This window comes from Agaribacter marinus (assembly GCF_030160655.1).
Lineage (GTDB): Bacteria > Pseudomonadota > Gammaproteobacteria > Enterobacterales > Alteromonadaceae > Glaciecola > Glaciecola marina.
This window is the reverse complement of record NZ_BSOT01000005.1, coordinates 267,724-293,250: the sequence shown is the minus strand read 5'-3', so window position 1 is coordinate 293,250 and position 25,527 is coordinate 267,724. Positions and strand designations below refer to the sequence as shown.

Genomic DNA, 25,527 nt, shown 5'->3' with positions numbered 1-25,527 from the left:
TTTTATGATAAATAGTCAATATTTAACTGACAATGACGATAACTTCTTTAAAATACACTCGTTTTTTATATATTACATTGGTCAACTAACTATGCACACAAGTCCACTCGTCGCTGTCTATCGCAATTTCCTTGGGCCAGCGCCCAATTGGTACAAACAAACCATCATTGTTTTTCTAATGATTAACCCTTTTCTGTTTATGCTAAACCCATATATAGCCGGCTGGGCATTAGTTATTCAGTTTATCTTTACCTTGGCGATGGCACTTAAATGTTACCCATTGCAACCGGGGGGATTACTTTTAATAGAAGCGCTGTTCATAGGTATGACAAGCCCAGAACACATGCTATATGAAATAAAAACGAACCTCGAAGTCCTATTGTTGCTGGTCTTTATGGTCGCCGGTATTTATTTCATGAAAGACTTACTGATGTTTTTATTTACGAAACTTGTCGTTAAAGTACGTAATAAAGCCATCTTATCCTTGTCCTTTATTTTTGCCTCAGCGATTTTATCCGCGTTCTTAGATGCTTTAACCGTGGTAGCGGTAATCATTGCGGTAGGCTTAGGTTTTTATTCGATTTATCACAAGGTTGCATCAGGTAAAGAATTTCATAGCGAGCATGATCACACTGCAGATAGCGATGTGTCATACCCCAAAAAAGATGACTTAGAGAACTTCCGCGCGTTTTTACGTAACTTAATGATGCACTCAGCTATCGGCACCGCGTTAGGTGGCGTTATGACAATGGTGGGTGAACCACAAAACTTGATCATAGCCGACAAAGCTGACTGGGGATTCTTTGAGTTCTTTATCCGTATGTCACCGATCACTATTCCCGTATTTATTGCTGGTTTAGCGACTTGTTTGTTGATAGAAAAAGCGGGATGGTTTGGATATGGTGCTAAAATGCCAGCTGCGGTAAGAGAAATATTACGCGACTACGACGCCCATATGGATACCGAAAGAACACCTCGCGACAATGCTCGATTGGTGGTTCAAGCACTTATTGGCGTTTGGTTAGTAATAGCATTAGCGGGACATTTTGCCTCCGTTGGTCTTATTGGCTTGAGCATAATAGTATTGGCCACGTCAATGAGTGGAATTATCGAAGAACACGCACTAGGTAAAGCGTTTGAGGAAGCCCTCCCTTTCACTGCATTATTGTGCGTTTTCTTTGGAATCGTTGCCGTAATCATTGATCAAGGCTTGTTTCAACCGGTGATTGAATACGTGTTGACGTATGAAGGTGAAACGCAATTAGTGCTGTTCTACCTAGCGAATGGTGTACTGTCAATGGTAAGTGATAACGTATTTGTGGGCTCAGTATACATCACTGAAGTCGCAGCCGCGCTAGAAAAAGGTGAAATAACCCGTGATGAATTCGACTTGCTAGCGGTAGCAATTAATACCGGTACAAATTTGCCCAGTGTTGCAACGCCTAATGGACAAGCCGCATTTTTGTTTATGCTGACGTCTGCAATTGCGCCGCTATTGCGTTTATCTTATGGCAGAATGGTATTCATGGCCTTGCCGTATACCATCGTACTAACGATTGTCGGCTTGCTTATGACTTACTTTAGTTTGTATGAGATGACAGATATGCTGTATCAGTATCATCTGATTGAACACCATGTCGCTGGCGCTGATGGACATGAAATAGAATCGCCATCTCACTAAAAATGTTTGTTTGAAATATTATGTTAATAAGTGTTCGCTTGATTTTCTTAATCAATACCGTAAATTAGCGGGCACTTATTCTTAATTGGATGTGATATGTTTTGGCTTGTTGATTGGAGTAAAACAAAACTCCCTTGGTGGCTTCTGTTTACTTGTTCTTCGTTACTAGTGGCAAGTGCCCTATACTTTCAACATGCGTTAGGGCATTCGCCCTGCGTCAAATGCATATATCAGCGCACCGCTATGGTTACCTTAGCATTGAGCGCAGGATTGCCGCTCATTTACATGCATATTGTTACGCGTCTGCTTAGTATTACAGTTTGGTTAGCAGCGTCTGTTTGGGGGCTTTATGTCGCCAATAGCCATGTAGAACTCATCTTTTTCGAGGGCTTTTTCATGCCACCCTGCCCCATCGAGCCTAACTTCCCGTCATTTATGCCTCTACACAACTGGCTACCTGCGATATTCGACGCCACAGGCGAATGCAATGACAATCGTTGGCAGTTTTTAAATATGGGAATGGCAGAATGGATGCGTATCATTTTTAGCGGATTTGCCCTGACGGCAAGTGCAGTGGCAATAAGTTATATTATTCGATTTCGTCAAGTGGCCAAGTAACGATATAGTCTTCGAAATCGGCAATATTAACATCGTTTTCATTTAAGGTTCGGTTACGTACGCTTATACCATCTAAGTGCATTTTACTTTTTTTACCTTTGTTGAGCAGCGGATGCCAGCTTGCGAGACCTTTACCTTCGTGCAAACGCCGATAGCTACATGACGGCGGCATAAAGAATATTTTATCCAAATTTTCCTTTGTTAAGGTCACACAATCAGGCACCAGTTCTGAGCGTCGTAGATAAGCAGTACAAGCACACTGTTTGTCATTGAGCAGATAACACGCAATGTTGGTGTAATGAAGATGCCCATCATCTGCAGGTTGATCTGTGGGCGTAAAATCGTCTACGTCGTCATCTTCGATAAATTTGTGTAAACAACATTTTGCGCAACCATCACATATGGCTTCCCATTGCTCGCGATTCATATCGTCCAACGCCGTGTCTTCCCAAAATTTAGACGCGATCAACGAAGGAGTATAAGGGCTTGTGTGTTTTGCCACGTTACATGTTCACGCTTTGATTAAACAGGCTAATTGACCTTTGTACTGACATTGAGTATACCATCCAAATTCGCTTCAATTTTATCGCCAGAAAACAGCGGCCCGACCCCTTTTGGGGTGCCTGTCATAACAATGTCGCCAGGCAATAAGGTAAATTCTTTTGTTGCTGTAACAAGCAGTTCAATTGTCGGCCACAACATGAAATCTGTATTGCCATCCTGACGAAGCTCATTATTAATGGTTAACTGGAAGGTATAATCTATTGCATGAGCATCTGACAAGAATGAGAACGCACTGACGGGACAGCTATCGTCAAAAGACTTACAGCGTTCCCACGGCAAACCAGCATCTTTAAGCGTATTTTGTAAATCACGCAAAGTTAAGTCTAAACCAAGTGCAACGGCATAAAGGGCGGCTCTGCATTCTTCGTGTGATGCGTTTCGTAGCGGTTTTCCAATTAAGAAAGCAACTTCAAGTTCATTGTGACATTCACCGCGATCAGTAGGAATATTTAGGTTTTCAGAAAAATGACAAAGTGCACTTGGCGGTTTCATAAATAATACTGGCGCACCTTTTTGAGGTGACGTGCCCTCACTGCCTCCCATCTCAACGATATGGTCCATATAGTTCCTACCGACACAAAGGACTTTACCAACGGGCAAATTAATTGTATTACCCTCTATGTCTTTATGTTGATATTGATTCATGCTCTTCTCCATTTTGGCGCGTTTACCTTAAAATTTAACGTCAGGCACTTTATCTAAACCATTTGCCAAGCGATGAGCTTCCATTAAATCTTCTATTTTTGGTGGCAACTGGAGATAAAATTTGTTTTCTTCAAATTTCCGAATAAAATCTGACTGAGCCAACCCGGCAACGGAAGTCTTTTTCTCGGTATTAATTAGAATAACAAAGATAGGTGTCCCAAAGGTTTCCAACAAGCCTTTTGGCACCTTTGAAAAATCATCTCTTTTTTCTACATAAAGAAAAGTATCTGCTTTTTTAAGTGACTTATAAACTGCGCACAGCATTATACTCTCCTTCATTGTCATCAAATAGAGAGGCTAAATCGTCGAGCAAAAGCTCTCTGCGCCACCCTGAAAGTAAGTCGGGTCGTAACTCGCGCACATCAAAATCACAGAATGTAAACCAACACCATTTTAATAAATCGTTAATCTGCTTCTTTGATGCAATTACCGGCTCCGGTATTCCCGCCGATTCTGCCAGTGTGCAGATCCTAGCCTTAATGTCGCTAACGGCTTTTTTGTATTTAGGAAAATCAATCAGGCGTTCAATTCTCGGTGGATATTCGTCTTGCGTTGCGTTTTCCACATCATCAACAATACTTAGAATAACTTTACCATAAAGTCTGTTCTGCTTTGGAGAAATGCCATGCACTTTTCCAAGTAAGCTGAGATTTCGAGGTAACCTAGCCGCAATATCTAACATGCAACTCTCTCGGAGTACAAAGTTTATGGACGTATTATTGTCTTGTGCCGTCTCTACCCGCCATTTAGCCAACAGTTTTAAAGCAAGTAAGTTTTTAGGCGCTAACTTCCAATTGTTACCAATTGTCATGTACGCATAATCACTAGGTATCGCATATTGCTTTTTGTCTGTCATATTTTGAGCTTCTAACAAAACCGCCTTTGTCAGTTGTTTTTCTTCAACTGCGTTGAACAACTCCGCATAAACAATATGCAAATACGTCACATCTGCCGCTGCATACATCAGCTGCTCTTGTCTCAATGGACGTGCCAACCAATCGGTTCTAGACTCCGTTTTATCTAAAGTTACATCGCAGATATTTTCAACTAAATTTGCGTAACCAATACTATTGCCCATATCTAAAAAGCCAGCAGCCACTTGAGTATCAAAAAGTGGCGAAGGATACTCGCCCACATTGTGTTTGAGTGCATCAAGGTCTTCCGAACAGGAATGTAACACTTTCAAAGTACTTTCATCCGTTAGCAGTTTTGCCAACGGTGCAATGTCAGTAATCTTCACCGGATCTATTAAATAAACAGCTTTGCCATCGAATATCTGTACTAAACCAAGTAAAGGGTATAGCGTTTTCGTTCTAACAAATTCTGTATCAAGTGTTATGTAGGGCAACGTTAAGCATTTCTTGCATAACGCAGCCAATGCTTCGTTGGTCTCTATATAAATGAAGGTTTCATGTAATTTCTGAAAATTAAGGTTTATCACTTATTCGTATCTTCCCTTAATTCTCGCCGCAATATTTTACCGACATTCGTTTTCGGTAATTCCGTTCTAAATTCAACAATTTTAGGTACCTTGTAACCAGTCAACAAAGACTTACAATGCTTGATAATGTCATCTTCAGACAACGCTTGATTTCGTTTAACCACAAATAGCTTTACTACTTCTCCACTCGCATCATTAGGTATACCAACAGCCGCCGCTTCCAAAATACCTTCATGCATTGCCGCTACTTCTTCAATTTCATTAGGAAAAACGTTAAAACCTGAGACTAAAATCATGTCTTTTTTCCGGTCAACAATGTATAGATAACCGTCTTTATCGATTTTTGCAATGTCGCCTGTTGCCAGCCAACCTTTATCCAAAATTTCTTCCGTTGCGTCAGGCCTTCCAAGGTATCCTGCCATGACTTGGGGGCCACGAATATATAACTCTCCCGCCTCTTCGATACCTAACTCAACATCGTCCTCTGACATTATTTTAATGTCTGTTGAAGGCAGAGGAATACCAATTGAGCCTTTGTATTCAACGTCTTTAATTGGGTTTACTGAAACAACTGGCGAGCATTCAGTGAGGCCATAACCTTCAACTAAAACTTTACCTGTTACCTGCTTCCAGCGCTCAGCAACCGGACGCTGAACTGCCATACCGCCACCCAAACCAAATTTAAATTTAGAAAAATCGACGTTTGCAAAACCCGGCGTGTTAAGCAAGCCATTAAAAAGCGTGTTAACGCCTGTTAATACGGCAAAAGGATACTTGTTAATCTCAGCAACAAAAGCCTTCATATCACGCGGATTGGTAATCAATAAGTTGGAACATCCGTATTTCAAAAATAACAGGCAATTCGCGGTAAGCGCGAAGATATGGTAGAGCGGTAAAGCCGTGACAGACAAATCTTCTCCGGGCTCAATTACTGCTTCAAATATGCCAGATACTTGTTCCAAATTAGCGACCATATTGCGATGAGTTAACATTGCACCTTTACTCAACCCAGTTGTGCCGCCAGTGTATTGTAAAAAGGCAATATCAGAACCTGTTAACGAAGGTCGGGAGTAGGTTTTTGATTCCCCTATTTTCAATGCATCGTTAAATCTGGTGGCGCCTTGGAGTGAATAGTCTGGCACCATTTTTTTTATCTTTTTTATTACAAAATTTACCAACCAACGCTTCGGTACAGGCAGAAGATCCGGGATGGCTGTCAACACTATATTCTGGACAGGTGTGTTCGAAACCACTTTTTCAAGCGTTGACGCAAAATTTTCAACAATCACTATAGTATTAACGTTTGCGTCATTTAGCTGATGTTCTAGCTCCCGCGCTGTGTAAAGCGGGTTAACGTTGACCACCGTCATCCCAGCTCTAAGCACACCAAATAATGCAACTGGATATTGGAGTAGGTTTGGCATCATAAGGGCGACAGCGTCTCCCTTTTTCAAACCAGAATTTTGCAGGTATGCCGCAAACTGCATTGATAGAACATCAAGTTCTTCAAAGCTAAGGGCTTGCCCCATATTAATAAAAGCTGTCTTGTTCGCATATTGCGATACTGCTTTTTCGAAAATTTCGACCAGTGACGGAACAACATCTGGGTTAATTTCCGACTCTACCGCCTTTTCATATTCAGCTAACCAAATTTTATCCACGCATGCTACCTAATTTGCAAAATTAACTGGCCAACCCTTCAAGTCGTTAAACGTCATACCAGTTATATTCATCTAATAGTAAATGACTGTTTACAAAATTTAAATCAAAGAATGCAACAAGTAGTTTTTTTGTTGTACTTTTGTTCTCAATGTTAGCAAAAAAGCACGACATCGACTTGGGTTTAATTTATTTGCCCCAAACTCCTCTTTGGCTACAAAGATGAACCGCTACTAAGATATATGTATAACTCCTAGCACACAATTAGGCGCGTGTTACGGGCATGCAAAACAGGATGTTTAATGAAATACGAATTTATACTATTTGATGCAGACGAAACCTTATTCAGTTTCGACAATTACGCTGGTATTAAGCGATTAATGCAAAATTACGGTGTCGACTTTAGCAAAGACGATTATGGTGTATATCAGACGTACAATAAAGCGTTATGGGTGCAATACCAAAACCAAGAAATAGACGCAGAATACTTACAGGTAGAGCGTTTTAGAACGCTTGCAGCAAAAATTAATCGCGCGGCACAAGACGTAAACGATGAATTTTTAGATACCATGGCAGAAATTTGTGAGCCGCTACCTGGCGCAATAGAACTTTTGGATAAACTAAAAGGCAAAGCTCGCTTGGGGATCATCACCAATGGTCTGTCACGTATGCAACACAAGCGAATCGAACACACTGGACTTGAGGGTCATTTTGAATGGTTAGTGATTTCAGAAGAGTTTGGCTTGGCCAAGCCTCATATTGCCATTTTTGAACACGCGTTTGAATTAATGGGTAATCCAGACAAAAGTAAAATACTAATGGTTGGAGATACTATCGCAAGTGATATTGTTGGTGGTAATAATGCGGGTATAGACACTTGTTGGCTGCAACATCCTGGCATTGCTAAGCCTGAGGACATACAAGCGACCTACCACATTAAACATTTACATGAATTGCAACATATTATATTTGAGAACTAGGTAAGGGAGTTCCGTCAACGTAATCATCCGTTAGCCAAATGTGTGAGAATATCCGTTGCTACAGCTCTAGGCGACTCCATATGTACATAGTGTCCGCCTTGCCTCTGAGAAACGGTTAGTTTTGAAAAATAAGCCGCTCTTCGTTCGCGAGCAACTTGCAATTTTTCATAGCCATTGTTACCTAATATGATTAAAGTGTCACATTCAATCGCACCTAATATTAACGCTGCTTGTGTTTCTGTCAGTCGAAGGGGTGACGTTGTGCGTAATTTTCGGTCTGTTTTCCATTGGATGTCCCCATTTTCCTTGATAGCGACGTTTCGTGACATGATCAACTCTATATGCTCAACCGCCATGTCACTCACCAATTGACGTGCCTTTATTACGGCGTCAAATGACTGCGGTTGTCGAATAGTTGAACTCGATGTTTTCAATCTAGATTCAAAACTTGCTTTAAGTTGCAAGGCAGAAGATTTTTCACTTTCACTGAGTGGACCAAATGATTCTATGCAAACGAGTGATTTGACGAGTTCGGGGAATGTAGCACTAAATATACTGGCAACAATGCCACCAAGGGAATGACCAATAAGTATTATCCTCTGCCAATGTTGACGTTTAACTAGCTCATATAAATCATATACATAGTCAGTAAGTTGATAATAGTGACCATCATTGTAATGAGACGAGCTGCCATGTCCCATGAGGTCTATTGCGATTATTCGGTAATCACTCAAGTAAGGGGCTAAAGGTACAAAGCTAGCCGCGTTATCTAAAAAACCATGCAAACACAGAACAATCGGTTTGCCCTGATTATCATTACTTAGGCCTGAAAAATTCCTACCTTTGAGCTGAAAAATTATTTCCTTCAAATATCACCGAGTATTTTGGTCGATTACCACGTTACCGTTGTCATCCCTCGATCTCGGCGCCGGTTCAGAAATATTCCTAGGTACGACTCTAGGTTGACTTTTTGGGGCTGGACGAACACGGTTGCCTTGTGAGTGTCCATTATCATGAATCACCCTTACACGTTGACGTCTTCCCCACCAAGGATCGTACCATGGACTAAAGAAACCTCGGCGATAATGTTGCGAATACAAAAATGGCGAAAATCCAACACTTTCTACCTCTAAATCCGTTGTTTTTCGCCACATATAATACCCTTGTGCATCTAGCGTAGGATACTTGTATGTTTGCTCACCGATAACGCCCTCGATTAACTCTCCAACACTACCGACAACAGTGACAAGCCGTCCTTCCTCAAAAACCAACGGATCAACAAACCCTTTCACAACTGCTTTAAACCGGCCTAGGCTTTCATCGCCAACGCGAGGCTTACCACTTCTACTTTCAGGAAAAAATACAACCTCAATTTCTGAAACGTCTTTCTTATTTTCAACACTGACTATTTTCCCTCCCCATCGAGCCAACTCGCCGATTTGAGAAGGTGATACTTGGGTTTTGTCTATACTCTTATAGTTAACCAAATTGATATTTTCTTCTACAGCAATTTGATTGGGTACTATATTACAAGCTGCAAGTACCAATATCCCTACTAAAATACTTATCGCTTTCATACATTACTCCACATTGTTATCTACTCAAAAATAGCGGGCTAGTTTTTACGCTAGTAGTAATCAGTTTGTCGATGTCGTCAACAACATCTATTTTTTACTCTCGTCTAAAATAGACCGTATATTCCCCATTAAGTTTCGAGAGTACAGCGTAAAATGTTTATTAGGCGTATATATCCACGCCCATTAACTGACTTAAGGTTTCTCTTTTCGCAGCACTTGCTACCTCATGATATGCATCTAGATTCTTTTGAATCTTTGCTGACGCATCTGCATAAGCATTGCCTCTGGAAAGTAAGTCGTCGGCATTAGACATCGTTTCAATATTGCCTTTCTTGACAACATCATGGGGAGTTGCAAGGTCTGCAACAACGGAATGCTGCCCCTGTTTAATACCAATGTTGTTAGTTTTATTTGGTGACTGATTATTTAAGAATACCTGCGCAGGTAAACTTCTAATAGGTTCCATAATCTTTATTCTCTACCAGGTAACTTCTTCCAAGTTACTTTGTCTCTTAAATACGTAGGTACTATTTCTGATGCACTCACAGTCTTACCAGAAAGCTGCGCCTGTTTTGCTAATGCCAACATGTACTTAGCGTTAGGATACTCCACATTTAAAGGCTTTGGTAGTTCAGTCAAGCCTAAAATATCTTTGTAAGCGGCATACCCAGTGCCAACAAAGCTCTCGTGATCGTAATTAACGACTGTAGATACAACTTCATTTGGCGGAATTACAGCCTCTTCCCCCTGTAACACAACGCCTCCCGTTGTCGCATCAAGTGTATATTGCCCTTTATACACCTCACTCATACGAGCATCGATAAGGGCGAGCGATTTACTAACGTTAAAACGTTCAGCATTCTCTTGTGCCATTGTGGCTAAGGTAGACACTTCGGCCACAGGTAAATTTGTCCCCAACGCTAAGCCCTGCATAGTACTAGCAGCTATTCTGACGCCAGTGAAACTGCCGGGACCACAACCATATGCTAACAATTGCATATCAGATAGGTGTGCGCCATTCCTTTTTAATACGGCATCAATCATTCCCAATATCTTTTGACTATGTTGTTGAGGACAAACGTCAAACTCACAATCAATCCCTTTGCTAGTTTGTAATGCAACGCTGCATGCTTCGGTAGATGTATCTATTGCCAATATATTCATTTTGTTATTTTTCGTTTGCTGTATTCAGTGAGCTCAAAAAGTCATGAACTCGCGCTAAATCTCTGGTTCTAGTCATATCAGGTAAACTCCGAATAAAGGTATTTGCATAGGGCTTATTTACCAAACGATTGTCACAAATAACCAACACGCCTTTATCTGTTTCATCACGAATCAGTCGCCCAGCACCTTGTTTAAGCGCAATCACTGCTTGTGGAATTTGAATATCAACAAAGGGATTTCCACCACTGTCTTTACAATCTTTAATCTTTGCTTTTAGTAACGGATCGTCGGGCGCGGCAAAGGGTAATTTGTCAATCATCACACATTGTAAGGCATCTCCCTTAACATCAACCCCTTCCCAAAAAGCACCGGTGGCAAATAAGGCCGTTTTTTTATGCGTAATGAAATCATTGAGTAAGGCTTGTTTACTGGCATCACCTTGCACCAACACATCAAGATCATATTTCTCAACAACACCATTGGCCACTTGGCGCATCATGTAATGGGACGTAAAAAGTAAAAATGCGCTACCGCCACTTGCTTGAATCAATTGATAACTGATATCTATCAAATTTTGTTTAATATCCCTATTATTTGGTGCAGGCAGATATCGAGGCACGCAAAGCATTGCTTGTTTTACATAATCGAAAGGGCTATCGAGTTGCAAGGTGCTAGCGTTCTCTAGGCCCATAATTTTCTGATAATGGGAAAAGTCTTGACCCACGCTTATTGTTGCTGAGGTAAACACCCACGCAGCTTCACTTTTCTCAACAATCCCAGAAAACTGCTTACTAATGTTCAACGGTGTCATATGAAAAATCATGTGCCGTCTGGTCGTCTCATACCACAAACTGACATCAGCTTGTTTTATCTTAGTGATTGCAATAAGACGACGTTGCATATCCGCTAAACGTTCAAAATAGCGATCCAAATCATTGTCTCTGCCTTCATGTACGATTGATACCGTCAATAACTGCTCTACAATAACTTCTAATCTATCAACGAGTTTTTTAAATGTCGGATCGCGAAACACATCATCTAATTCCCCCCTCGCCGGATCAACACTAAAATACAAGCGTAATTCGCTCACCGCTTGTTGCGCTTTCACAGAAATTTGAGAAAGTTGTTCTGCGTCCTTTAACGTTACTTTTTGTGTCTTTTCGATATCCACCAGCAAATCATTCAACTGACGTGTAGAAAACGACTTACCAAAATATTCGCTAGCGATATCTGGGAGCAAATGTGCTTCATCAAATACGACGGTGTCAACTTGCGGAATTAACTCGCCGAATCCATCTTCCTTTAAGGCTAAATCCGCGAAAAACAAATGATGGTTAACCACAATAATATCGGCTTTCATGGCTTTTTGACGCGCATTAATCAAATAGCAATCATCATAAGCCGAGCAGTCCTTACCCAAACAATTATCCACTGACGATGTGACTAGAGGAATGACACTTGCGCCCTCTTTTAAATCACTTATCTCACCAATATCACCTGTTTTGGTGCTTAGGCTCCATTTCTTTATTAAGTTGAATTCATGCAGTGTTTGTTTATCCAAACGCATATGATCACTGCCGTTAAGCGCTAACCGATGGATGCACAAATAATTTGCTCGACCTTTTAGCAGTGCGGTTTTTCGCGTCTGGTCTACCGCTTTTTTAACCATGGGTAGATCACGAGAAAACAACTGTTCTTGCAGGTTTTTTGTGCCAGTGGAAACAATCGTTTTAGCATCAGAAAGTATCGTCGGCACCAAATAAGCGAACGTTTTCCCCGTGCCTGTGCCAGCCTCCGCTACGAGCGTTTTCTTCTCCTCAATTGTCGTTTCAATTTTTTGAGCCAATGACAGCTGAGGCGCGCGTACGGTGTATCCTTTGACCATCGTAGAGAGAGGTCCATCATTTGCAAAAAACTCTGTGACTGAGGTCATAATTTATGGATACTACCGACATTGTTCAGAAATTTAAAATAACGACTGCAAACGCCTATCTGCATCGACAGGCGAAAATTGCGTAAAATTCGACGCTTTACGTTAGTTGTAAACAACATATTTTAAACGATTAAAGCGCCGTATTAGATATGAAATTGACTAGCGGAACAAGACCTTTTCACGATTAAACCAGTTCACACAGAATGCTATCAATAGACCCGCAAGTAGTACACTCGAACCGAAAATCCCTAACAGCTGAAAATAATCCATCGTGCCTTTTATTAATTCTTTAATTGCCAATGCCACGTTTGTCAGTGGTATCCAAGCATAAATCCCCTTCAACTCAATGCCTGGCATCAAGGCAATCATCACAGGGACAATAACAATAAACACCAATGGCGTCATGTAGCCTTGCGCTTCTTTATACGAGCGTGCGTAAATAGAAAGGCTGAGTAACACCGCTGCAAAAATAGCAACAAGAGGTACTAGCATCAAAAAGACCAATAAGAAGTCGATAATACCAATCGCCGCCATAAAATCTCCCACCATACTAATTGCCATGCCTTGCGATAAGACAACCCCCCATATGGCAATACTCAGCACCGTCACTAACGCAGACACAACCCCAGCAAAACAAAGGGTTAAGAACTTACCTAAGACAATTTGTGTCCGGCTAATAGGTGATAATAATAGGGTTTCTAAAGTGCCTCTTTCCTTTTCACCGGCGCCAATATCCGCAGCAGGTATCATTGCCCCTTGGAGGCACAAGATGAAGAGAAAATAAGGTATCATCCCGCCAATGGCCGCGCCTTGACTCTCTCTTTTATCAGCGACATTTACCTTCTCTACAACAAATGGTTTAACCAAGCCTTCTTGTGTGTCTTCGTCAACCCCTAATGTCATAAACGCATTACGCTGATATACAGCTGACAGTGTATCTAACACTTCCCATATCCGGTCTTGAACACGGTTGAACTGTGCATCATTTAGATACACTTTAATCACAATTTGGCCGCTACTAATGATATCTTCACTATAATTGTCGGGAATTGATATGAGAAAATCGACGTTACCGGCCTTTACAAATTTCTTCATTTCATCTTCAGACGCTAGCGAAGTCGATTGTTCGACTAAATGTAGACTCGGCATATCAGCAAGTTGCTTGGCAAATTCAGTATTTTCTACATTTGCTACAATCGCAAAATTAAGCGCTTTGGTTGCTGCCTCGGAATATGCATTTTGCATAAAGTAAACAACACCACCAATTAATAACGGGAAAACCAAAATAGGTAAAGCGACCATAAAAAACAGGGTTTTACGGTCACGAGTAAGCTCTAGCACTTCCTTTTTAAACACTAACCACATAGTTACGCTCCCTCTTTTAAGCATGCCATAAAAGCGGCATGTAGTCCGTTATCTGATTTATGTTTAAACGCATCCAGTGAGCCTTCGAAGGTGGTTTCCCCATGATCAATAACGGCAACGTTGTCACACAATTCATTTACTTCATCAAGGTGGTGGGTAGAAAAAATTACCGGTACTTCCGCTCTTTTTAGCGACTTAATGAATTCAATTACAGTGTTAGCCGCCATTATATCGAGACCCGTTGTTGGCTCGTCTAGCACTACCACTTCAGGCGAGTGCACGACAGCTCGTGCGATTGATGTTTTCTGTTTCATGCCGGTCGAATAATTTTCGCTCCTGCGATCTAAAAACGTATGCATATCGAGCTGATCCGCCAATTGGTTTATCTGTGCATCAATATCAGCATCACCCATTCCGTTAAGGCGACCAAAATACGCAATATTTTCTCTCCCCGTTAAGCGACCATATAAGCCAGTTGAACCAGACAGAAAACCAATTTTTTTCCGCGCTTCTATTGGCTGTTTGACAACATCTGTTCCGCCAATTTGAATGCTACCATTATCTGGCTGCAACGCAGTCGAAAGTACGCGTAACGTGGTTGTTTTTCCAGCACCATTAGGGCCGAGTAAGGCAAGCACTTCGCCTTTCTCGCATTGCAATTGCACATTTTTTACGGAATGAAAAAAACGCCCTTGAAGACGAGGGTCTTTTTTATCTTGTTCGCTGAGTTTTTTGGGGTTTTCTATTTTAAATTTTTTCGCGAGATTTGATATCTTAATCATAAGTTTACTATTTCCCTGTTTCTAACAGCATAAAGTATCTGTCAAACACGAACAAGACACCACTTTTGTTATTATTAACGAATATGTTACAAAGATTGTCAAAATTAAACAATTGGCTTGAGGTACAGCGCTCACAATTGCATACTCCGTAATATCTTTACATATCAACTTGTTGCTAATGGAGTATGTATGCAAGAACATCAAACGAACGACGTCACCAACCCGATTCAAGCCGCTAGTGAAATTTTTTACCGCCCCAAAGCAGTGTTTAATACGATTGCCAATGTTAATAACTGGTCTTGGGTTCCTTTTATCATTGTTTGTGTGATCGGTTTTCTACCCACCTATTTATATTATGGCCTAGTTGACCTCGATTGGTTAGTTCATCAAATGGCACTCACGGACAACCCAAATGCAAGTCCCGCTGAAATTGAAAACTTCAAAAGTGCAATGCCGAAAGCCGTTTTAAGCTATACCGCGTTTGCTATCCCTGTTGTCCTTGTAATAGTCAACGCGATCATCGCGGGTTATTACACCTTAGTTACTAAAAACGACGAAAAAAATGTACAAGGGTTCATGGATTGGTTTGGTGCTAGTTGGTGGATTGCAATGCCGTCGGTTGTGAATGGCCTTATTGCTTGCATTTTATTAGCGCTTCAAGAGCCAAACACGCAAATATCGACCGCAATTGCTACACCGCTTTCTGTCGCATTTATGTTGGGAACTGACATGACCTCACAGTGGTTTGGCTTCTTCTCTGGTATTAGATTAGATACATTTTGGAGCATCTTAATTGCAGGTTATTGTATTAACAGTTGGACCAGTTTTAGTTTCGAAAAATCATTGATACTCTCAGCTATTCCAGCGCTTGTTATCTGGAGTATCTCTTTTCTCGTCGCTATTTAATTAAACATTTTAGATTAAGGCGAGAATTACAATCTCGCCTTTGGCATAAAGTAAGTCGTATCTTCATAAAACAACGGACCTTGGTCGCCAATATGCCAACTCGGAACGCCAAGCAATGGCATTGGTTTCAAGGCCCGCTTACGGTCAAACACCTTGTTTTCCATAATGTAATCAAATAACAAGCGGTCATAGTCACTGAGACTAAGTGCCTCATTCATGTCAGATACATCAATTACGATAACCTTTGCAGTTAAGCCGATGTATGGATTTAATAGCATTTCCCACAATGCATGACCAAATATAAATGGCGTAATCTTGCTAAACCATAAATCTCTATTGCTAACAAAGAGTGTTTGCCAATCGTGCGCTGACAACCACTCTAGCACGCGTTTTTCACGCGTAAATAGAACCAAACCACATTCATCAAAATGCGTGACGCGATCTCGGACTGCACCTCTTGGTACTAGCCCAATTTCATTGATCTTTTTTATATGAATTGTGTTAAGTAAGGTTTTTGTTTTTGGCATTTGTAGCCAAATAAGGCCATTAAATAAGTCATGCCAATTGTTACTTCGTGTCGGTATAATGTTGTTTTCACATATGATTTGCTCATAATATTTATTAGTATCTATCTCTTCTTGCGCGACAAACTCTTTGCAAAGACTGATATTAGAAAATTTAGTGTTCCGCAAAATCGACAAGGTATTCGCGTTTAATACCGTATCTGATAATATTTCGCATAAGTCTGATGTACTTGTGCCAGGTCCTAGCAAAGAGTTAAATGCGACTGACAATTTACCGACTTGGACTGCATTTAAAAATTCAGCTACAGTCTTTGGCTGAGATTCACGATCAATTTGATCAGGTTTAACAGTAGAATTCAAAATAGTCCTTAGAAGACAACAATTACAATAACAAGGAAAAACGATGGGAATGCATACAAACAAACGCGCATTGCACTGCATACTAGCGCTGGGATTGATGAGTACAATTGCGGGATGCTCAAAAGCACCTAAAGACAATTATACTGCTTCAAGTCCAAAAGCGACAAATTTTGACGCAGTATATAATTCAATTTCAGAAGAGCAACTAAAAACACATATCGAAACGCTCGCATCAGACGAATTTGGCGGACGTTTGCCGACAACTGAAGGCGAAGAGAAAACAGTTAAATATCTTATCGACAATTTAAAGAGTGCAGGATTTACACCTGGCAACGGCGATAGTTTTTTGCAAAACGTAGAACTGATGCAAATAACGGCTGATGCAGATATGTCGCTCACCTTAGGCGAGCAAACCTTAGCCTACAAGGAAGGTATGGTCGCAGGCTCCAAGCGTGAACAAACTGAAATAACGCTGAATAATTCTGAGGTCGTATTCTTAGGATTTGGTGTGAACGCCCCGGAGTATGACTGGAACGATTATGCCAATGTAGACGTAAAGGGAAAAACCGTCATTGTCTTAGTAAACGACCCAGGATTTGAAAATCCTGATAGCGGTAAGTTTCAGGGCAAAACAATGACCTACTATGGCCGTTGGAGCTACAAATATGAAGAGGCCAGTCGACAAGGTGCTGAAGCCATTTTTATTGTGCATGAAACCGCACCCGCGTCGTATGGTTGGTCGGTGGTCGCAAACAGTTGGAGTGGGCCTCAATATGGCTTAGTCAGTCAAGACGCTGGCGCAAGTCGAGTGGCGATTGAAGGTTGGATATCAAGAGAGGCAGCGGTTACATTATTTGAAGAAGCTGGGCTAAGTTTCGACGATGAAAAAGCGAAAGCCTTACAAGGACCCTACACGCAAGCACTTAATGCAAGTGCGTCTGTTACAGTTAAAAATAGTATTGAAAAATCTGAAAGTGACAATGTCATTGCGACCCTTCCGGGCAGCACAAGCCCTGATGAACACATTATTTACACGGCGCACTGGGATCACCTGGGTACCGACGCAACTAAAGACGGTGACCATATATACAATGGTGCGCATGATAACGCCACAGGCACTGCCGCATTGCTTTCTATGGCAAAATCTTTTGGCAATTTAGATTTCGCTCCCAAACGTTCTGTCACAATGTTATTTGTTACCGCTGAAGAGCAAGGCTTATTAGGGTCAAAATACTATGCCGACTATCCTATTGTGCCATTAGAGAAGACTGTCGCGAACATCAATCTCGATGCAATGAATGTATTGGGTCGAACAAAAGATGTAGCCGTGATTGGTAAAGGTAAATCGGAACTCGAAGCCTATTTAACAACCGCCGCTGAAAAGCAAGGTCGCATTATTACGCAGGAAGATAGGCCAGAAGCAGGATATTATTATCGCAGCGATCATTTTAGCTTCGCAAAACAAGGGGTGCCTGCACTGTACGCAAAAGGCGGCAATCAACCAATCGATGACGAAACTGCCGCATATCGCAAGCGCATGAATGTGATCGTAACGGGTTGTTACCATCAAGTATGTGATCAATTCAGAGACAACTGGGACATTGGTGGTATACATGAAGATACCCAGTTACTATTTGACGTCGGCTATATGCTAGCGAACACTGATGTTTGGCCAGCGTGGAATGCGAGCAGTGAGTTTCAGCGAAAGTAATCTAAACACGCTTGTTCGACGATAGTGGTTTGCCGCTATCGTCGAGCACGTTTGATGTATGGGCGCTGATAAGCAATTTTCAGTTTGAAAACAGTGTCCACATTTCACTAAAAACATTGTGGTTGTTTCTAGCGTTTTCACGCAGTGCAAGCAACTGCTCTTTGCCTAGCCATTTACCTTCTTTACTTACCGCAATCACATTATTGAGTGTCGTTAGATCTTGAAGTGGATTGTCTTCAAGTAAAATAAAGTCAGCTTGCAAGCCTTCATCGATAACACCGAGTTTACTGTCTAACGCCAAGGCATTCGCTGCATTAATTGTTGCAGCTCGAATCACCTCAATGTTTGACAAACCTGCCGACTGCAATAGCATCATTTCATTGATGGTAGCAAGGCCATGGGGCGACAACAAAACACCAGCGTCAGAGCCGACCAACAGCGGCACATTTGAAAGCGCAAGTTGATTTGTTATCTTTTTTAAAAACGACAATGTTTTAATGTTGTATGCCACCATTTCATCTTGGCTATTTAACCAACGTTTTACTTGATTTTGCTTCTGATAAAATGCAATGAACGGCGATATATACCCGGCAGGAAGACTATCAACAAACGCATTTTTAAACTCGCTAATCTTCGTCAATTGCCAAAATATATTAAGTGTAGGTGTTATTGGTACTCCGACTTGAGACACCTTTTCAATAGCCGATGGGATAAGTGTTTCGTCGTGACTGTGTCCCAGTATACCTTGATAAATATCTTCAACATGTTCTAAGGATTGCATATTTGCCAGTGCTTCCCATGACAGCCCCGTTGGTGGATGCGGACCATGTTTCGCAATAGGGATATTTAAAGCGTTTGCCTCATCAATCATGGCAGAAAGCGAAGCTTTGTCCATTGATCCATACGCTTTTATGAGGTCATAACCCAGTGCCTTTGCTTTTTGGACTAGGCGTCTAGCTTCTTCACCGTTGTTTGCAGTCCAAGATAGGGGCGGCTCAATGCGCGAATGCACAATCGGTGTACTGACAGTAAGACTGCTTGCCAGCCAACTGCCTTCCTTTTGTTGTTGCTTCCAATGCAGATGATTTGGTATTCCGTTCATTATTCTGACGTGAGTAACGCCATGAGATAGCGCGAGTTCAAACGCTGATTTATCGTAGGCGTGTACGTGCATATCAATTAAACCGGGTAACAGAAAACCGCCCTTTGCGTCGATAATCTGTACCCTAGGTTTTTGGATATTAGATGCAGATATCTGCTGAATGATCCCATCTTCCACATATACTTGATGTGCTTTTTTGACGTCGCCAGTGACCACGTCAACAATATTCACATTCTGGAGTATATAGCGTTTTTCTACAGATATTGCATACGACTGTGTATTGGCGCAAGACATCACTACACACGATAAAATGAACGATGAGAAAGCGTGTTTTAATCTTCGTTTGTTAAGTAAAAATAGACCCATTGAAGTGCATCCCTAAATTCTAAAGGCAGCAAAATAAGGTCTACATAACAGTATTACGCCCGAGATCTTGATATCGAACGTTTAACCGAGTCGTTTAAACAGCGGTTACTGACTCAGCTTTGCGGAACTTTTGAGCTCGCTTGAACGCGGTTGGCGTTTTCCCTATGATTTGTCGAAACATATTGTTAAACGTCGTTTTCGAGCCAAAACCAGCATCCATCGCAATGCTTAAGAGCGGCGTACAGGTGTTTTCAACAATACGTTCGATAACGTAGTTCACTCTATGTTGATTAATAAACTCATTGAAGTTTGTTTGTGCGTGAATATTAATCGCACGCGATATGTCTCGAGACTGAAGACCAGTCAGCTCAGATAATTGATGCAACGTTAAGCCTTGCTTTGTAAACCATTGCTCTTCTACGATTTGCTTTACCAAATGCCCATAAATAGCTAAATATTCATCACTTTGTTTAGCATCTGACGTTAATTCTAAAGTCGATTCACCGGTATTATGTGCTGAATGGTTTTGCTGATAACCGTCGATTAGCGAGATAATCGATGATTTATTTTGCACAAGTTGCTTTAGTAAAACAGCAAAAAACGCTATAGCAATCAACGTGCTGATACCCTGACCGAGCACATTTAGGGAATATCCCAGCGCCATTTGAAAATTCAACCTGACGAGGTCTAATACGCTAAATGTGCTCATTACTAGCGTCCACCAAAACAACGCGTTAAAGGACAAATCTTCGGCATCAGAACGCCATGCGGCAAGGCGTTCCCTCAAATTATACAGCTTTTTAAGTGTTGCCACGCCATACATACACCTGGAAAACGTACCTATCAAGATTATCCACTGAGGCGCGCCGGTAAAAGGCAACGCGATGAACATAGGCACAAAGTGAAGCAAGTGTCGTGAGTCTATGGTTTCGCCCAACACACTACGAATTGCTAAATATACTGCAGGCCCCAAGCCGAGTATAAAGACTGGCGTGACCAAATGTATACTTCGAGTTATATTAAGCTCTTCGAGCAAATTAAAGGCGCTTGACAACGCAACAAGTAAAAATAATAAATTTGTGCACAACAGTCTTTTCTCTTGAAATAGTAAGACAATCCCTAAAACAGAAAGCGTGAATAAACTGACTTGCATTAGATTAACAAAATTTACTGAAAGCACTAACTAATGATTTCTCCATGTATTTCTTGAGCCGGTGCAGAAGTTATAGCGTGTTTGGATCCTGCAGTTTTTTAAGATATCTATAGTGCCATCATAGGAATTAACATTCCACTTCATGAACGCGCCGAATAAACAAAACAAAGTAACTATAAAAATATTGCAATTGATACATCCAAAATTTTTATAAATCAGTGTAAACTGTTAGTAGTTTCATGATTTAACTACGGAAGGTTGTATGAAGACCAGTTATTGGATAATTGGCGTCATCGTAACGATGGTAGCGTCGCTTGTCATAGGCTTTGTAACAGGACAAGAAATAGCTAGCCAATCACACAACGCCGTGGCTTCCCCTGATACTTTAACTTCCAATGAGCCTTCACTAAAATCATCACCTGTGCACACCATACAAGACAATCATACTAAATTAATGTCTTTAAGTCCCTTGGATGACTCACACAATAAGCCCCACGATGATGCTGACTTTCTGTCAGAAATTGATAATTTGTTATTTTTAATGACGGAGAACCCAAATCAAACGAGTTTATCAATAAGATTCTATGAAATACTAGAAGGATTGTCGGTTGCTCAATTATTAAGTCTAGGAGCGGTATTGGATGGCAAAGATGAAACACAACGCAAGATATTGAGTCAAGTGATCATTGGACAGTTGATAGAAAAAGCCCCCGAGGAAGCATTAGCGTTCGCGCAAAAATATAATCCAATGCCGGAATCACCTCATTATTTAACAATGGTGAAGTCGCTGATTGCTGAAAAAATGCCTGAATTAGGCTTTGAGTATTTAAATCAGTTGTTAATGCTTAACATTGAAGATATTAGCTTGAGCGAGAATTCAAGATTGTTAAACATATTAGCCGGGAGCGACCTAAAACGGCTGGTTCAAATCTTGGGTAAATTTAAAGATCTAGGGATAAAAATCGATGATAGTTTTCATGGAATAACATACGGGTTAACGACGAATCAGGAGCACTTGAACGTGTTTAACGAATTGAGGCAACTGAATGATATGTCCGTATTAACATCGGTTCTAGTTGGCTGGGTAAAGTTGTCACCTACTGGCGTCTTCGACCGTCTGAGTGAAATAGAAGACGACAACGAACGGACGGAATTGACTAAATCCGCTTTTCATTTTTGGATACTTAACGCGCCAGAAATGGCCGCAAATTACAAATTGGAGAATTCAATCAATAAAGTCGAAACGGTAAAAGACATTTTACGAATCTGGCCAGATGAAAAAGCGGCTGATGCGTTGCGCTGGTTATCATCACAAAATAATATTGATACTAATCGTCATAAAATCGATTATTTAGAGGAGCTAAGTTACTCAAATCCGGCATTTGTTCAGTCTCGTCTAAATGAGGTTTCCCTAAACGAAGATGAAAAAATCGACTTTCATAAACGTATTTACGCCGGTTTTCAACACAAAAGTAGCGCCGACGCAGAGCAATTTTTAAGCACACTACCATTTAGAAATAAAATAATCGAGGATACGCCAAAAACATCAACAACGAGCGGGGACCGCATCAATAAAATCAACAAGGCGTTTAGGCGGTATTATGACTACAAATATGAAAAAGCCTTTGCGCTCAGTATTGACGACAAAGGTGCTTATGCCTATTCATTTGTCGTTAACAAGGCCTCGCAAAGTGAAGCTAATGAGATAGCTATTCATCGTTGTGAACAACGTCGACATAAGTATAACGTTGATAATAGATGCAAAATTTACGCTGAAGGTGATGTAACACTATTTGACTTAATACCCTAAAAGACGTGTACCATCATAAATACCATAGCCCTGTAGGAAGTAAGATCGATTGTTACCTTGCAAAGTGCACATGACAGCGCGGTACATGAGTTACTTTAAAATGCCTTGTTACTTGCCGTTGCCCCTTCAAACAATGATTAATTTTTATCCTATACTAAAAAAATATGGTCTTTACTCCAATAAAAACTTGCAAATAATATCTATCATGGCACATTCACGGTGCATAATAATAAAAACAAATATTGATACAGTATTAACAGTAGAAAATAGTATTTATAAGTAATCTTCCGCTTAGACTGCATCCAATCACGACAGTTACAAATCACACTTATATGTAGAACAGAGGCGAATCCTTTTATGTGCGGTATTTTTGGTATTCTTGATATTAAATCAGACGCGAGTGAGCTGCGTACCACAGCACTCGAACTGTCTAAGTTACTTAGACATCGCGGACCTGATTGGTCAGGTATTTGGCAAGACGAAAAAGCAATTTTATGTCACGAACGTTTAGCAATTGTAGACGTTGATACAGGTGCACAGCCACTTGTTAGCGATAATGGTAATCAGGTACTGGCAGTTAACGGTGAAATTTATAATCACGAAGAACTAAGAGCAAGCCTATGCAGTGACTACAATTTTGCGACACGCTCTGACTGCGAAGTCATTTTGCCGTTGTACCAAAAGTTTGGCACTGAGTTTATCGACAAACTCAATGGCATGTTTGCATTCGTATTGTATGACAAGGCAACAGGCGACTACTTGGTTGCACGTGACCACATCGGTATTATTCCGTTGTATACCGGTTTTGACGAGCATGGTAATTTTTACGTTGCCTCTGAAATGAAGGCACTTGTACCGGTATGTAAAACAGTTCAAGAGTTCCCGCCTGGGCACTATATGCTTAATGGCAAGTTAGAAAAATATTACACCCGTGACTGGATGGATTATACCGCAGTTAAAGACAACGAGACTAATTTGGCTGACTTAAAAGCGGCGTTTGAAAAAGCGGTAAAATCTCACTTAATGTCTGATGTCCCTTATGCCGTATTACTGTCGGGTGGCTTAGACTCCTCGTTGGTATCAGCCGTTGCTGCAAAATATGTGGCTAAACGCGTTGAAGATGATGACCAATCCGATGCGTGGTGGCCTCGCCTTCACAGCTTTGCCGTTGGCTTAGAGGGTGCACCAGATCTATTGGCTGCAAGAAAAGTGGCCGATATGATTGGTACAGTGCATCACGAAGTGCACTTTACTATTCAGGAAGGTTTAGACGCTATACGCGACGTGATTTATCACTTAGAAACATTTGATACTACAACCATTCGCGCAGCAACACCAATGTACCTCATGACACGTAAGATCAAAGCCATGGGTATTAAGATGGTGCTTTCAGGTGAAGGTTCTGACGAAATCTTTGGTGGTTATTTGTATTTCCATAAAGCGCCAAATGATAAAGAGCTACACGAAGAAACCGTGCGTAAACTAGATCGTTTACATATGTTTGATTGCGCCAGAGCAAACAAAGCTACCTCTGCCTGGGGTGTAGAGGCACGCGTGCCCTTCTTAGATAAAGACTTTATTGACGTGGCTATGCGCTTAAATCCTAAAGATAAAATGTGCATCGACGGACGCATGGAAAAATGGATTTTACGTAAAGCATTTGATGACGAAACCTATTTGCCAGCAGAAGTCTTATGGCGTCAAAAAGAGCAATTTGGCGATGGCGTAGGTTATTCGTGGATTGACTCAATTCGTGACTACGTTGAGCAAAATGTCAGCGACCAACAATTGGCGACAGCTGAATTTAGATTTCCGGTAAATACACCTGATACCAAAGAAGGTTATTTTTACCGCACCATTTTTGAAGACTTCTTCCCACAAGAAACAGCGGCAAAATGTGTCCCTGGTGGTAAATCAATTGCTTGTAGTACCGTCGAAGCACTTGAGTGGGATGCTAGCTTTAAAGATGCAGCAGACCCATCTGGTCGTTCTATGAAATCCGTTCACGCAGGTGAATTTAAGGATTAAGCCGGTAAAAAGACGCTTGTAATTTATAAAAATGCTGCGACTTCGCAGCATTTTTTTACCTAGTTTTTATCCAATTATCTTACTTAATTGACAAGACCAAACTTATTTCTTTGGGCGATACCAAAGTGCTGGTTTATGCGTTTGCGCAGACATTGGAAGCAATGGATTAGACAATTCAAAGTAGGTAATGCCTTCAAAATTCAACTCTTCTAACAACTGTTGGAAATGAGAGTAAAATAGCTCATCAAAACTCCCGTCTTCTATCGCTCTATTTAAGCCAGTTTCAATGAGCTTAGCGAGCGTCTTGTTGCGTTTATTCACGAAAAAGTACATTGCACTAGGATATTCAATCGCTAATTTAGGTTTTATCACTAAGGTTTTAAATTCATCGGCAGCCAGTTCACTGCTTATTTCAATGACTGAGCGAGGAAAGAAGTCGGCAACCCTTCCCGATACTAATGCTTTAGCTTCGTTATAATCTCTTGCCGTAATAACGTTAAAGCCATTGGCCTGTAATATTTTTGTATCGGGCCATGCAATTCCCTGAACCGGCTTATATTTGAGCAAGTCATCTAGGGTAGAAATCGGTGTATCAAGAAAAGGATCTTCTTTGTGAACCAAAAACATACGCCAGCCAATTAAACCTTTCGCGATAGGAATGCGAATGGGTAAAAGCTGATTTTCACGTTGCGTATCGGTCATAGACCACACAAGGTTAATTTCTAAATTTTCTTCCAAGCGCTTTAATGACTTTTCTTGCCGCATCGGTGATGACGAGGGGCGAATATCATATCTGACGCCTGTTTTTTCAAGTGCCAAATGTAACAATGACAAAGGGTATACATATCTTTCATCATGCTTAATAACACTATCAGGGTATGTAATCACCCAAACTGCAGCACTAGCACTAAACGGCATGATAAGAACGATGAGACTTAACGCAGCTAGTTTGATCATTTTTCACCACAATATTTTGTTAGTACTATCATACACTCAGAACCAAGCGTTGCCAAAATTAAGCGTCGGATATTCACCAAACCACACATTCGTAAATCAGCCCTATATCTTTTTAATGAGATTAGTACTGGCTGTCGATAA

The 25,527-nt window shown here is 41.0% G+C and carries 23 protein-coding genes; 7 read left to right on the top strand and 16 right to left on the bottom strand.

From position 1 onward, the window contains the following. Window positions 1–91 precede the first annotated feature (91 nt). Together nhaB and QQK00_RS02965 are read left to right on the top strand one after the other, a co-directional pair. Window positions 92–1,681, top strand: coding sequence for a sodium/proton antiporter NhaB (gene nhaB / locus QQK00_RS02970; RefSeq protein WP_284217548.1), 1,590 nt, complete (start codon window positions 92–94; stop codon window positions 1,679–1,681). A gap of 96 nt (window positions 1,682–1,777) precedes the next feature. Next, window positions 1,778–2,299 carry a disulfide bond formation protein B gene (locus QQK00_RS02965; protein ID WP_284215989.1) on the top strand — a complete coding sequence of 174 codons (522 nt, stop codon included), beginning with the start codon at window positions 1,778–1,780 and terminating at the stop codon, window positions 2,297–2,299. Here the strand turns inward: QQK00_RS02965 and QQK00_RS02960 are convergent. The 5 genes from QQK00_RS02960 to QQK00_RS02940 all read right to left on the bottom strand — a co-directional run bounded on the left by QQK00_RS02960 (window position 2,271) and on the right by QQK00_RS02940 (window position 6,670). Continuing rightward, on the bottom strand, window positions 2,271–2,765 hold the full coding sequence (locus QQK00_RS02960) for a YcgN family cysteine cluster protein (protein ID WP_284217547.1): 495 nt from the start codon (window positions 2,763–2,765) through the stop codon (window positions 2,271–2,273). The two genes, QQK00_RS02965 and QQK00_RS02960, sit on opposite strands and share 29 nt — an antisense overlap. 65 nt (window positions 2,766–2,830) lie before the next feature. Then, window positions 2,831–3,508, bottom strand: a complete 678-nt coding sequence (locus QQK00_RS02955) for a fumarylacetoacetate hydrolase family protein (RefSeq protein WP_284215988.1) — start codon at window positions 3,506–3,508, stop codon at window positions 2,831–2,833. Between the two features lie 27 nt (window positions 3,509–3,535). Continuing rightward, the gene (locus tag QQK00_RS02950; protein WP_284215987.1) at window positions 3,536–3,832 is read right to left on the bottom strand and encodes a YcgL domain-containing protein; all 297 of its coding nucleotides are present in this window, start codon (window positions 3,830–3,832) and stop codon (window positions 3,536–3,538) included. Next, window positions 3,813–5,009: a ribonuclease D gene (gene rnd, locus QQK00_RS02945; protein ID WP_284215986.1), complete on the bottom strand. Its 1,197-nt coding sequence runs from the start codon at window positions 5,007–5,009 to the stop codon at window positions 3,813–3,815. Before rnd ends, QQK00_RS02950 begins: the two co-directional genes overlap by 20 nt. After that, window positions 5,006–6,670: an AMP-binding protein gene (locus tag QQK00_RS02940; protein ID WP_284215985.1), complete on the bottom strand. Its 1,665-nt coding sequence runs from the start codon at window positions 6,668–6,670 to the stop codon at window positions 5,006–5,008. The genes rnd and QQK00_RS02940 overlap by 4 nt, the downstream gene beginning before the upstream one ends. 300 nt (window positions 6,671–6,970) lie before the next feature. Between QQK00_RS02940 and yjjG the strand changes: the two genes are divergently transcribed. Continuing rightward, window positions 6,971–7,648 (top strand): pyrimidine 5'-nucleotidase, encoded by a 678-nt coding sequence (yjjG, locus tag QQK00_RS02935; protein ID WP_284215984.1) that lies wholly within the window; start codon window positions 6,971–6,973, stop codon window positions 7,646–7,648. Between the two features lie 23 nt (window positions 7,649–7,671). Here the strand turns inward: yjjG and QQK00_RS02930 are convergent, their stop codons facing one another. The 7 genes from QQK00_RS02930 to QQK00_RS02900 all read right to left on the bottom strand — a co-directional run bounded on the left by QQK00_RS02930 (window position 7,672) and on the right by QQK00_RS02900 (window position 14,469). After that, window positions 7,672–8,517: an alpha/beta fold hydrolase gene (locus tag QQK00_RS02930; protein ID WP_284215983.1), complete on the bottom strand. Its 846-nt coding sequence runs from the start codon at window positions 8,515–8,517 to the stop codon at window positions 7,672–7,674. Between the two features lie 3 nt (window positions 8,518–8,520). Next, on the bottom strand, window positions 8,521–9,225 hold the full coding sequence (locus QQK00_RS02925; RefSeq protein ID WP_284215982.1) for a Slp family lipoprotein: 705 nt from the start codon (window positions 9,223–9,225) through the stop codon (window positions 8,521–8,523). A 160-nt stretch (window positions 9,226–9,385) separates the two neighbouring features. After that, a complete protein-coding gene (locus QQK00_RS02920; protein ID WP_284215981.1) occupies window positions 9,386–9,691 on the bottom strand; it encodes a hypothetical protein in 306 nt (101 codons plus the stop codon). Between the two features lie 5 nt (window positions 9,692–9,696). Continuing rightward, on the bottom strand, window positions 9,697–10,389 hold the full coding sequence (gene tsaB, locus QQK00_RS02915; protein ID WP_284215980.1) for a tRNA (adenosine(37)-N6)-threonylcarbamoyltransferase complex dimerization subunit type 1 TsaB: 693 nt from the start codon (window positions 10,387–10,389) through the stop codon (window positions 9,697–9,699). Window positions 10,390–10,393: 4 nt separating this feature from the next. Next, complete coding sequence (gene yoaA, locus QQK00_RS02910; RefSeq protein WP_284215979.1) at window positions 10,394–12,322, bottom strand: DNA repair helicase YoaA; 1,929 nt, start codon at window positions 12,320–12,322, stop codon at window positions 10,394–10,396. A 159-nt stretch (window positions 12,323–12,481) separates the two neighbouring features. Beyond that, window positions 12,482–13,687: an ABC transporter permease gene (locus tag QQK00_RS02905; RefSeq protein ID WP_284215978.1), complete on the bottom strand. Its 1,206-nt coding sequence runs from the start codon at window positions 13,685–13,687 to the stop codon at window positions 12,482–12,484. 2 nt (window positions 13,688–13,689) lie between these two features. Continuing rightward, the gene (locus tag QQK00_RS02900; protein WP_284215977.1) at window positions 13,690–14,469 is read right to left on the bottom strand and encodes an ATP-binding cassette domain-containing protein; all 780 of its coding nucleotides are present in this window, start codon (window positions 14,467–14,469) and stop codon (window positions 13,690–13,692) included. A 189-nt stretch (window positions 14,470–14,658) separates the two neighbouring features. On the opposite strand from QQK00_RS02900, the gene QQK00_RS02895 reads away from it, so the two are divergent. Then, window positions 14,659–15,375 (top strand): YIP1 family protein, encoded by a 717-nt coding sequence (locus QQK00_RS02895; RefSeq protein ID WP_284215976.1) that lies wholly within the window; start codon window positions 14,659–14,661, stop codon window positions 15,373–15,375. Window positions 15,376–15,401: 26 nt separating this feature from the next. Here QQK00_RS02895 and QQK00_RS02890 read toward each other — a convergent pair whose 3' ends face one another. Then, a complete protein-coding gene (locus tag QQK00_RS02890) occupies window positions 15,402–16,259 on the bottom strand; it encodes a DUF3025 domain-containing protein (protein ID WP_284215975.1) in 858 nt (285 codons plus the stop codon). A gap of 49 nt (window positions 16,260–16,308) precedes the next feature. Between QQK00_RS02890 and QQK00_RS02885 the strand changes: the two genes are divergently transcribed. After that, window positions 16,309–17,970 carry a M28 family metallopeptidase gene (locus QQK00_RS02885; protein ID WP_284217546.1) on the top strand — a complete coding sequence of 554 codons (1,662 nt, stop codon included), beginning with the start codon at window positions 16,309–16,311 and terminating at the stop codon, window positions 17,968–17,970. 79 nt (window positions 17,971–18,049) lie between these two features. Here the strand turns inward: QQK00_RS02885 and QQK00_RS02880 are convergent, their stop codons facing one another. Both QQK00_RS02880 and QQK00_RS02875 read right to left on the bottom strand, forming a co-directional pair. Next, window positions 18,050–19,366 (bottom strand): amidohydrolase family protein, encoded by a 1,317-nt coding sequence (locus QQK00_RS02880; protein ID WP_284215974.1) that lies wholly within the window; start codon window positions 19,364–19,366, stop codon window positions 18,050–18,052. 166 nt (window positions 19,367–19,532) lie between these two features. Continuing rightward, window positions 19,533–20,618 (bottom strand): helix-turn-helix domain-containing protein, encoded by a 1,086-nt coding sequence (locus QQK00_RS02875; protein WP_284215973.1) that lies wholly within the window; start codon window positions 20,616–20,618, stop codon window positions 19,533–19,535. 235 nt (window positions 20,619–20,853) lie between these two features. Here QQK00_RS02875 and QQK00_RS02870 point away from each other — a divergent pair, with 235 nt between their 5' ends. Together QQK00_RS02870 and asnB are read left to right on the top strand one after the other, a co-directional pair. After that, window positions 20,854–22,401 (top strand): hypothetical protein, encoded by a 1,548-nt coding sequence (locus QQK00_RS02870; protein WP_284215972.1) that lies wholly within the window; start codon window positions 20,854–20,856, stop codon window positions 22,399–22,401. 357 nt (window positions 22,402–22,758) lie between these two features. After that, on the top strand, window positions 22,759–24,429 hold the full coding sequence (gene asnB, locus QQK00_RS02865; RefSeq protein ID WP_284215971.1) for an asparagine synthase B: 1,671 nt from the start codon (window positions 22,759–22,761) through the stop codon (window positions 24,427–24,429). Window positions 24,430–24,531: 102 nt separating this feature from the next. Here the strand turns inward: asnB and QQK00_RS02860 are convergent, their stop codons facing one another. Next, window positions 24,532–25,386: a type 2 periplasmic-binding domain-containing protein gene (locus tag QQK00_RS02860; protein ID WP_284215970.1), complete on the bottom strand. Its 855-nt coding sequence runs from the start codon at window positions 25,384–25,386 to the stop codon at window positions 24,532–24,534. Window positions 25,387–25,527 lie beyond the last annotated feature (141 nt).

Coding starts and splice junctions, on each gene's coding strand:
- QQK00_RS02900 (WP_284215977.1), bottom strand. CDS start 14,469: ATGATTAAGATATCAAATCTCGCGAAAAAATTTAAAATAGAAAACCCC.
- yoaA (WP_284215979.1), bottom strand. CDS start 12,322: ATGACCTCAGTCACAGAGTTTTTTGCAAATGATGGACCTCTCTCTACG.
- asnB (WP_284215971.1), top strand. CDS start 22,759: ATGTGCGGTATTTTTGGTATTCTTGATATTAAATCAGACGCGAGTGAG.
- QQK00_RS02955 (WP_284215988.1), bottom strand. CDS start 3,508: ATGAATCAATATCAACATAAAGACATAGAGGGTAATACAATTAATTTG.
- QQK00_RS02920 (WP_284215981.1), bottom strand. CDS start 9,691: ATGGAACCTATTAGAAGTTTACCTGCGCAGGTATTCTTAAATAATCAG.
- QQK00_RS02895 (WP_284215976.1), top strand. CDS start 14,659: ATGCAAGAACATCAAACGAACGACGTCACCAACCCGATTCAAGCCGCT.
- QQK00_RS02870 (WP_284215972.1), top strand. CDS start 20,854: ATGAAGACCAGTTATTGGATAATTGGCGTCATCGTAACGATGGTAGCG.
- QQK00_RS02965 (WP_284215989.1), top strand. CDS start 1,778: ATGTTTTGGCTTGTTGATTGGAGTAAAACAAAACTCCCTTGGTGGCTT.
- nhaB (WP_284217548.1), top strand. CDS start 92: ATGCACACAAGTCCACTCGTCGCTGTCTATCGCAATTTCCTTGGGCCA.
- QQK00_RS02905 (WP_284215978.1), bottom strand. CDS start 13,687: ATGTGGTTAGTGTTTAAAAAGGAAGTGCTAGAGCTTACTCGTGACCGT.
- yjjG (WP_284215984.1), top strand. CDS start 6,971: ATGAAATACGAATTTATACTATTTGATGCAGACGAAACCTTATTCAGT.
- QQK00_RS02950 (WP_284215987.1), bottom strand. CDS start 3,832: ATGCTGTGCGCAGTTTATAAGTCACTTAAAAAAGCAGATACTTTTCTT.
- QQK00_RS02880 (WP_284215974.1), bottom strand. CDS start 19,366: ATGTCTTGCGCCAATACACAGTCGTATGCAATATCTGTAGAAAAACGC.
- QQK00_RS02925 (WP_284215982.1), bottom strand. CDS start 9,225: ATGAAAGCGATAAGTATTTTAGTAGGGATATTGGTACTTGCAGCTTGT.
- tsaB (WP_284215980.1), bottom strand. CDS start 10,389: ATGAATATATTGGCAATAGATACATCTACCGAAGCATGCAGCGTTGCA.
- QQK00_RS02860 (WP_284215970.1), bottom strand. CDS start 25,386: ATGATCAAACTAGCTGCGTTAAGTCTCATCGTTCTTATCATGCCGTTT.
- QQK00_RS02885 (WP_284217546.1), top strand. CDS start 16,309: ATGCATACAAACAAACGCGCATTGCACTGCATACTAGCGCTGGGATTG.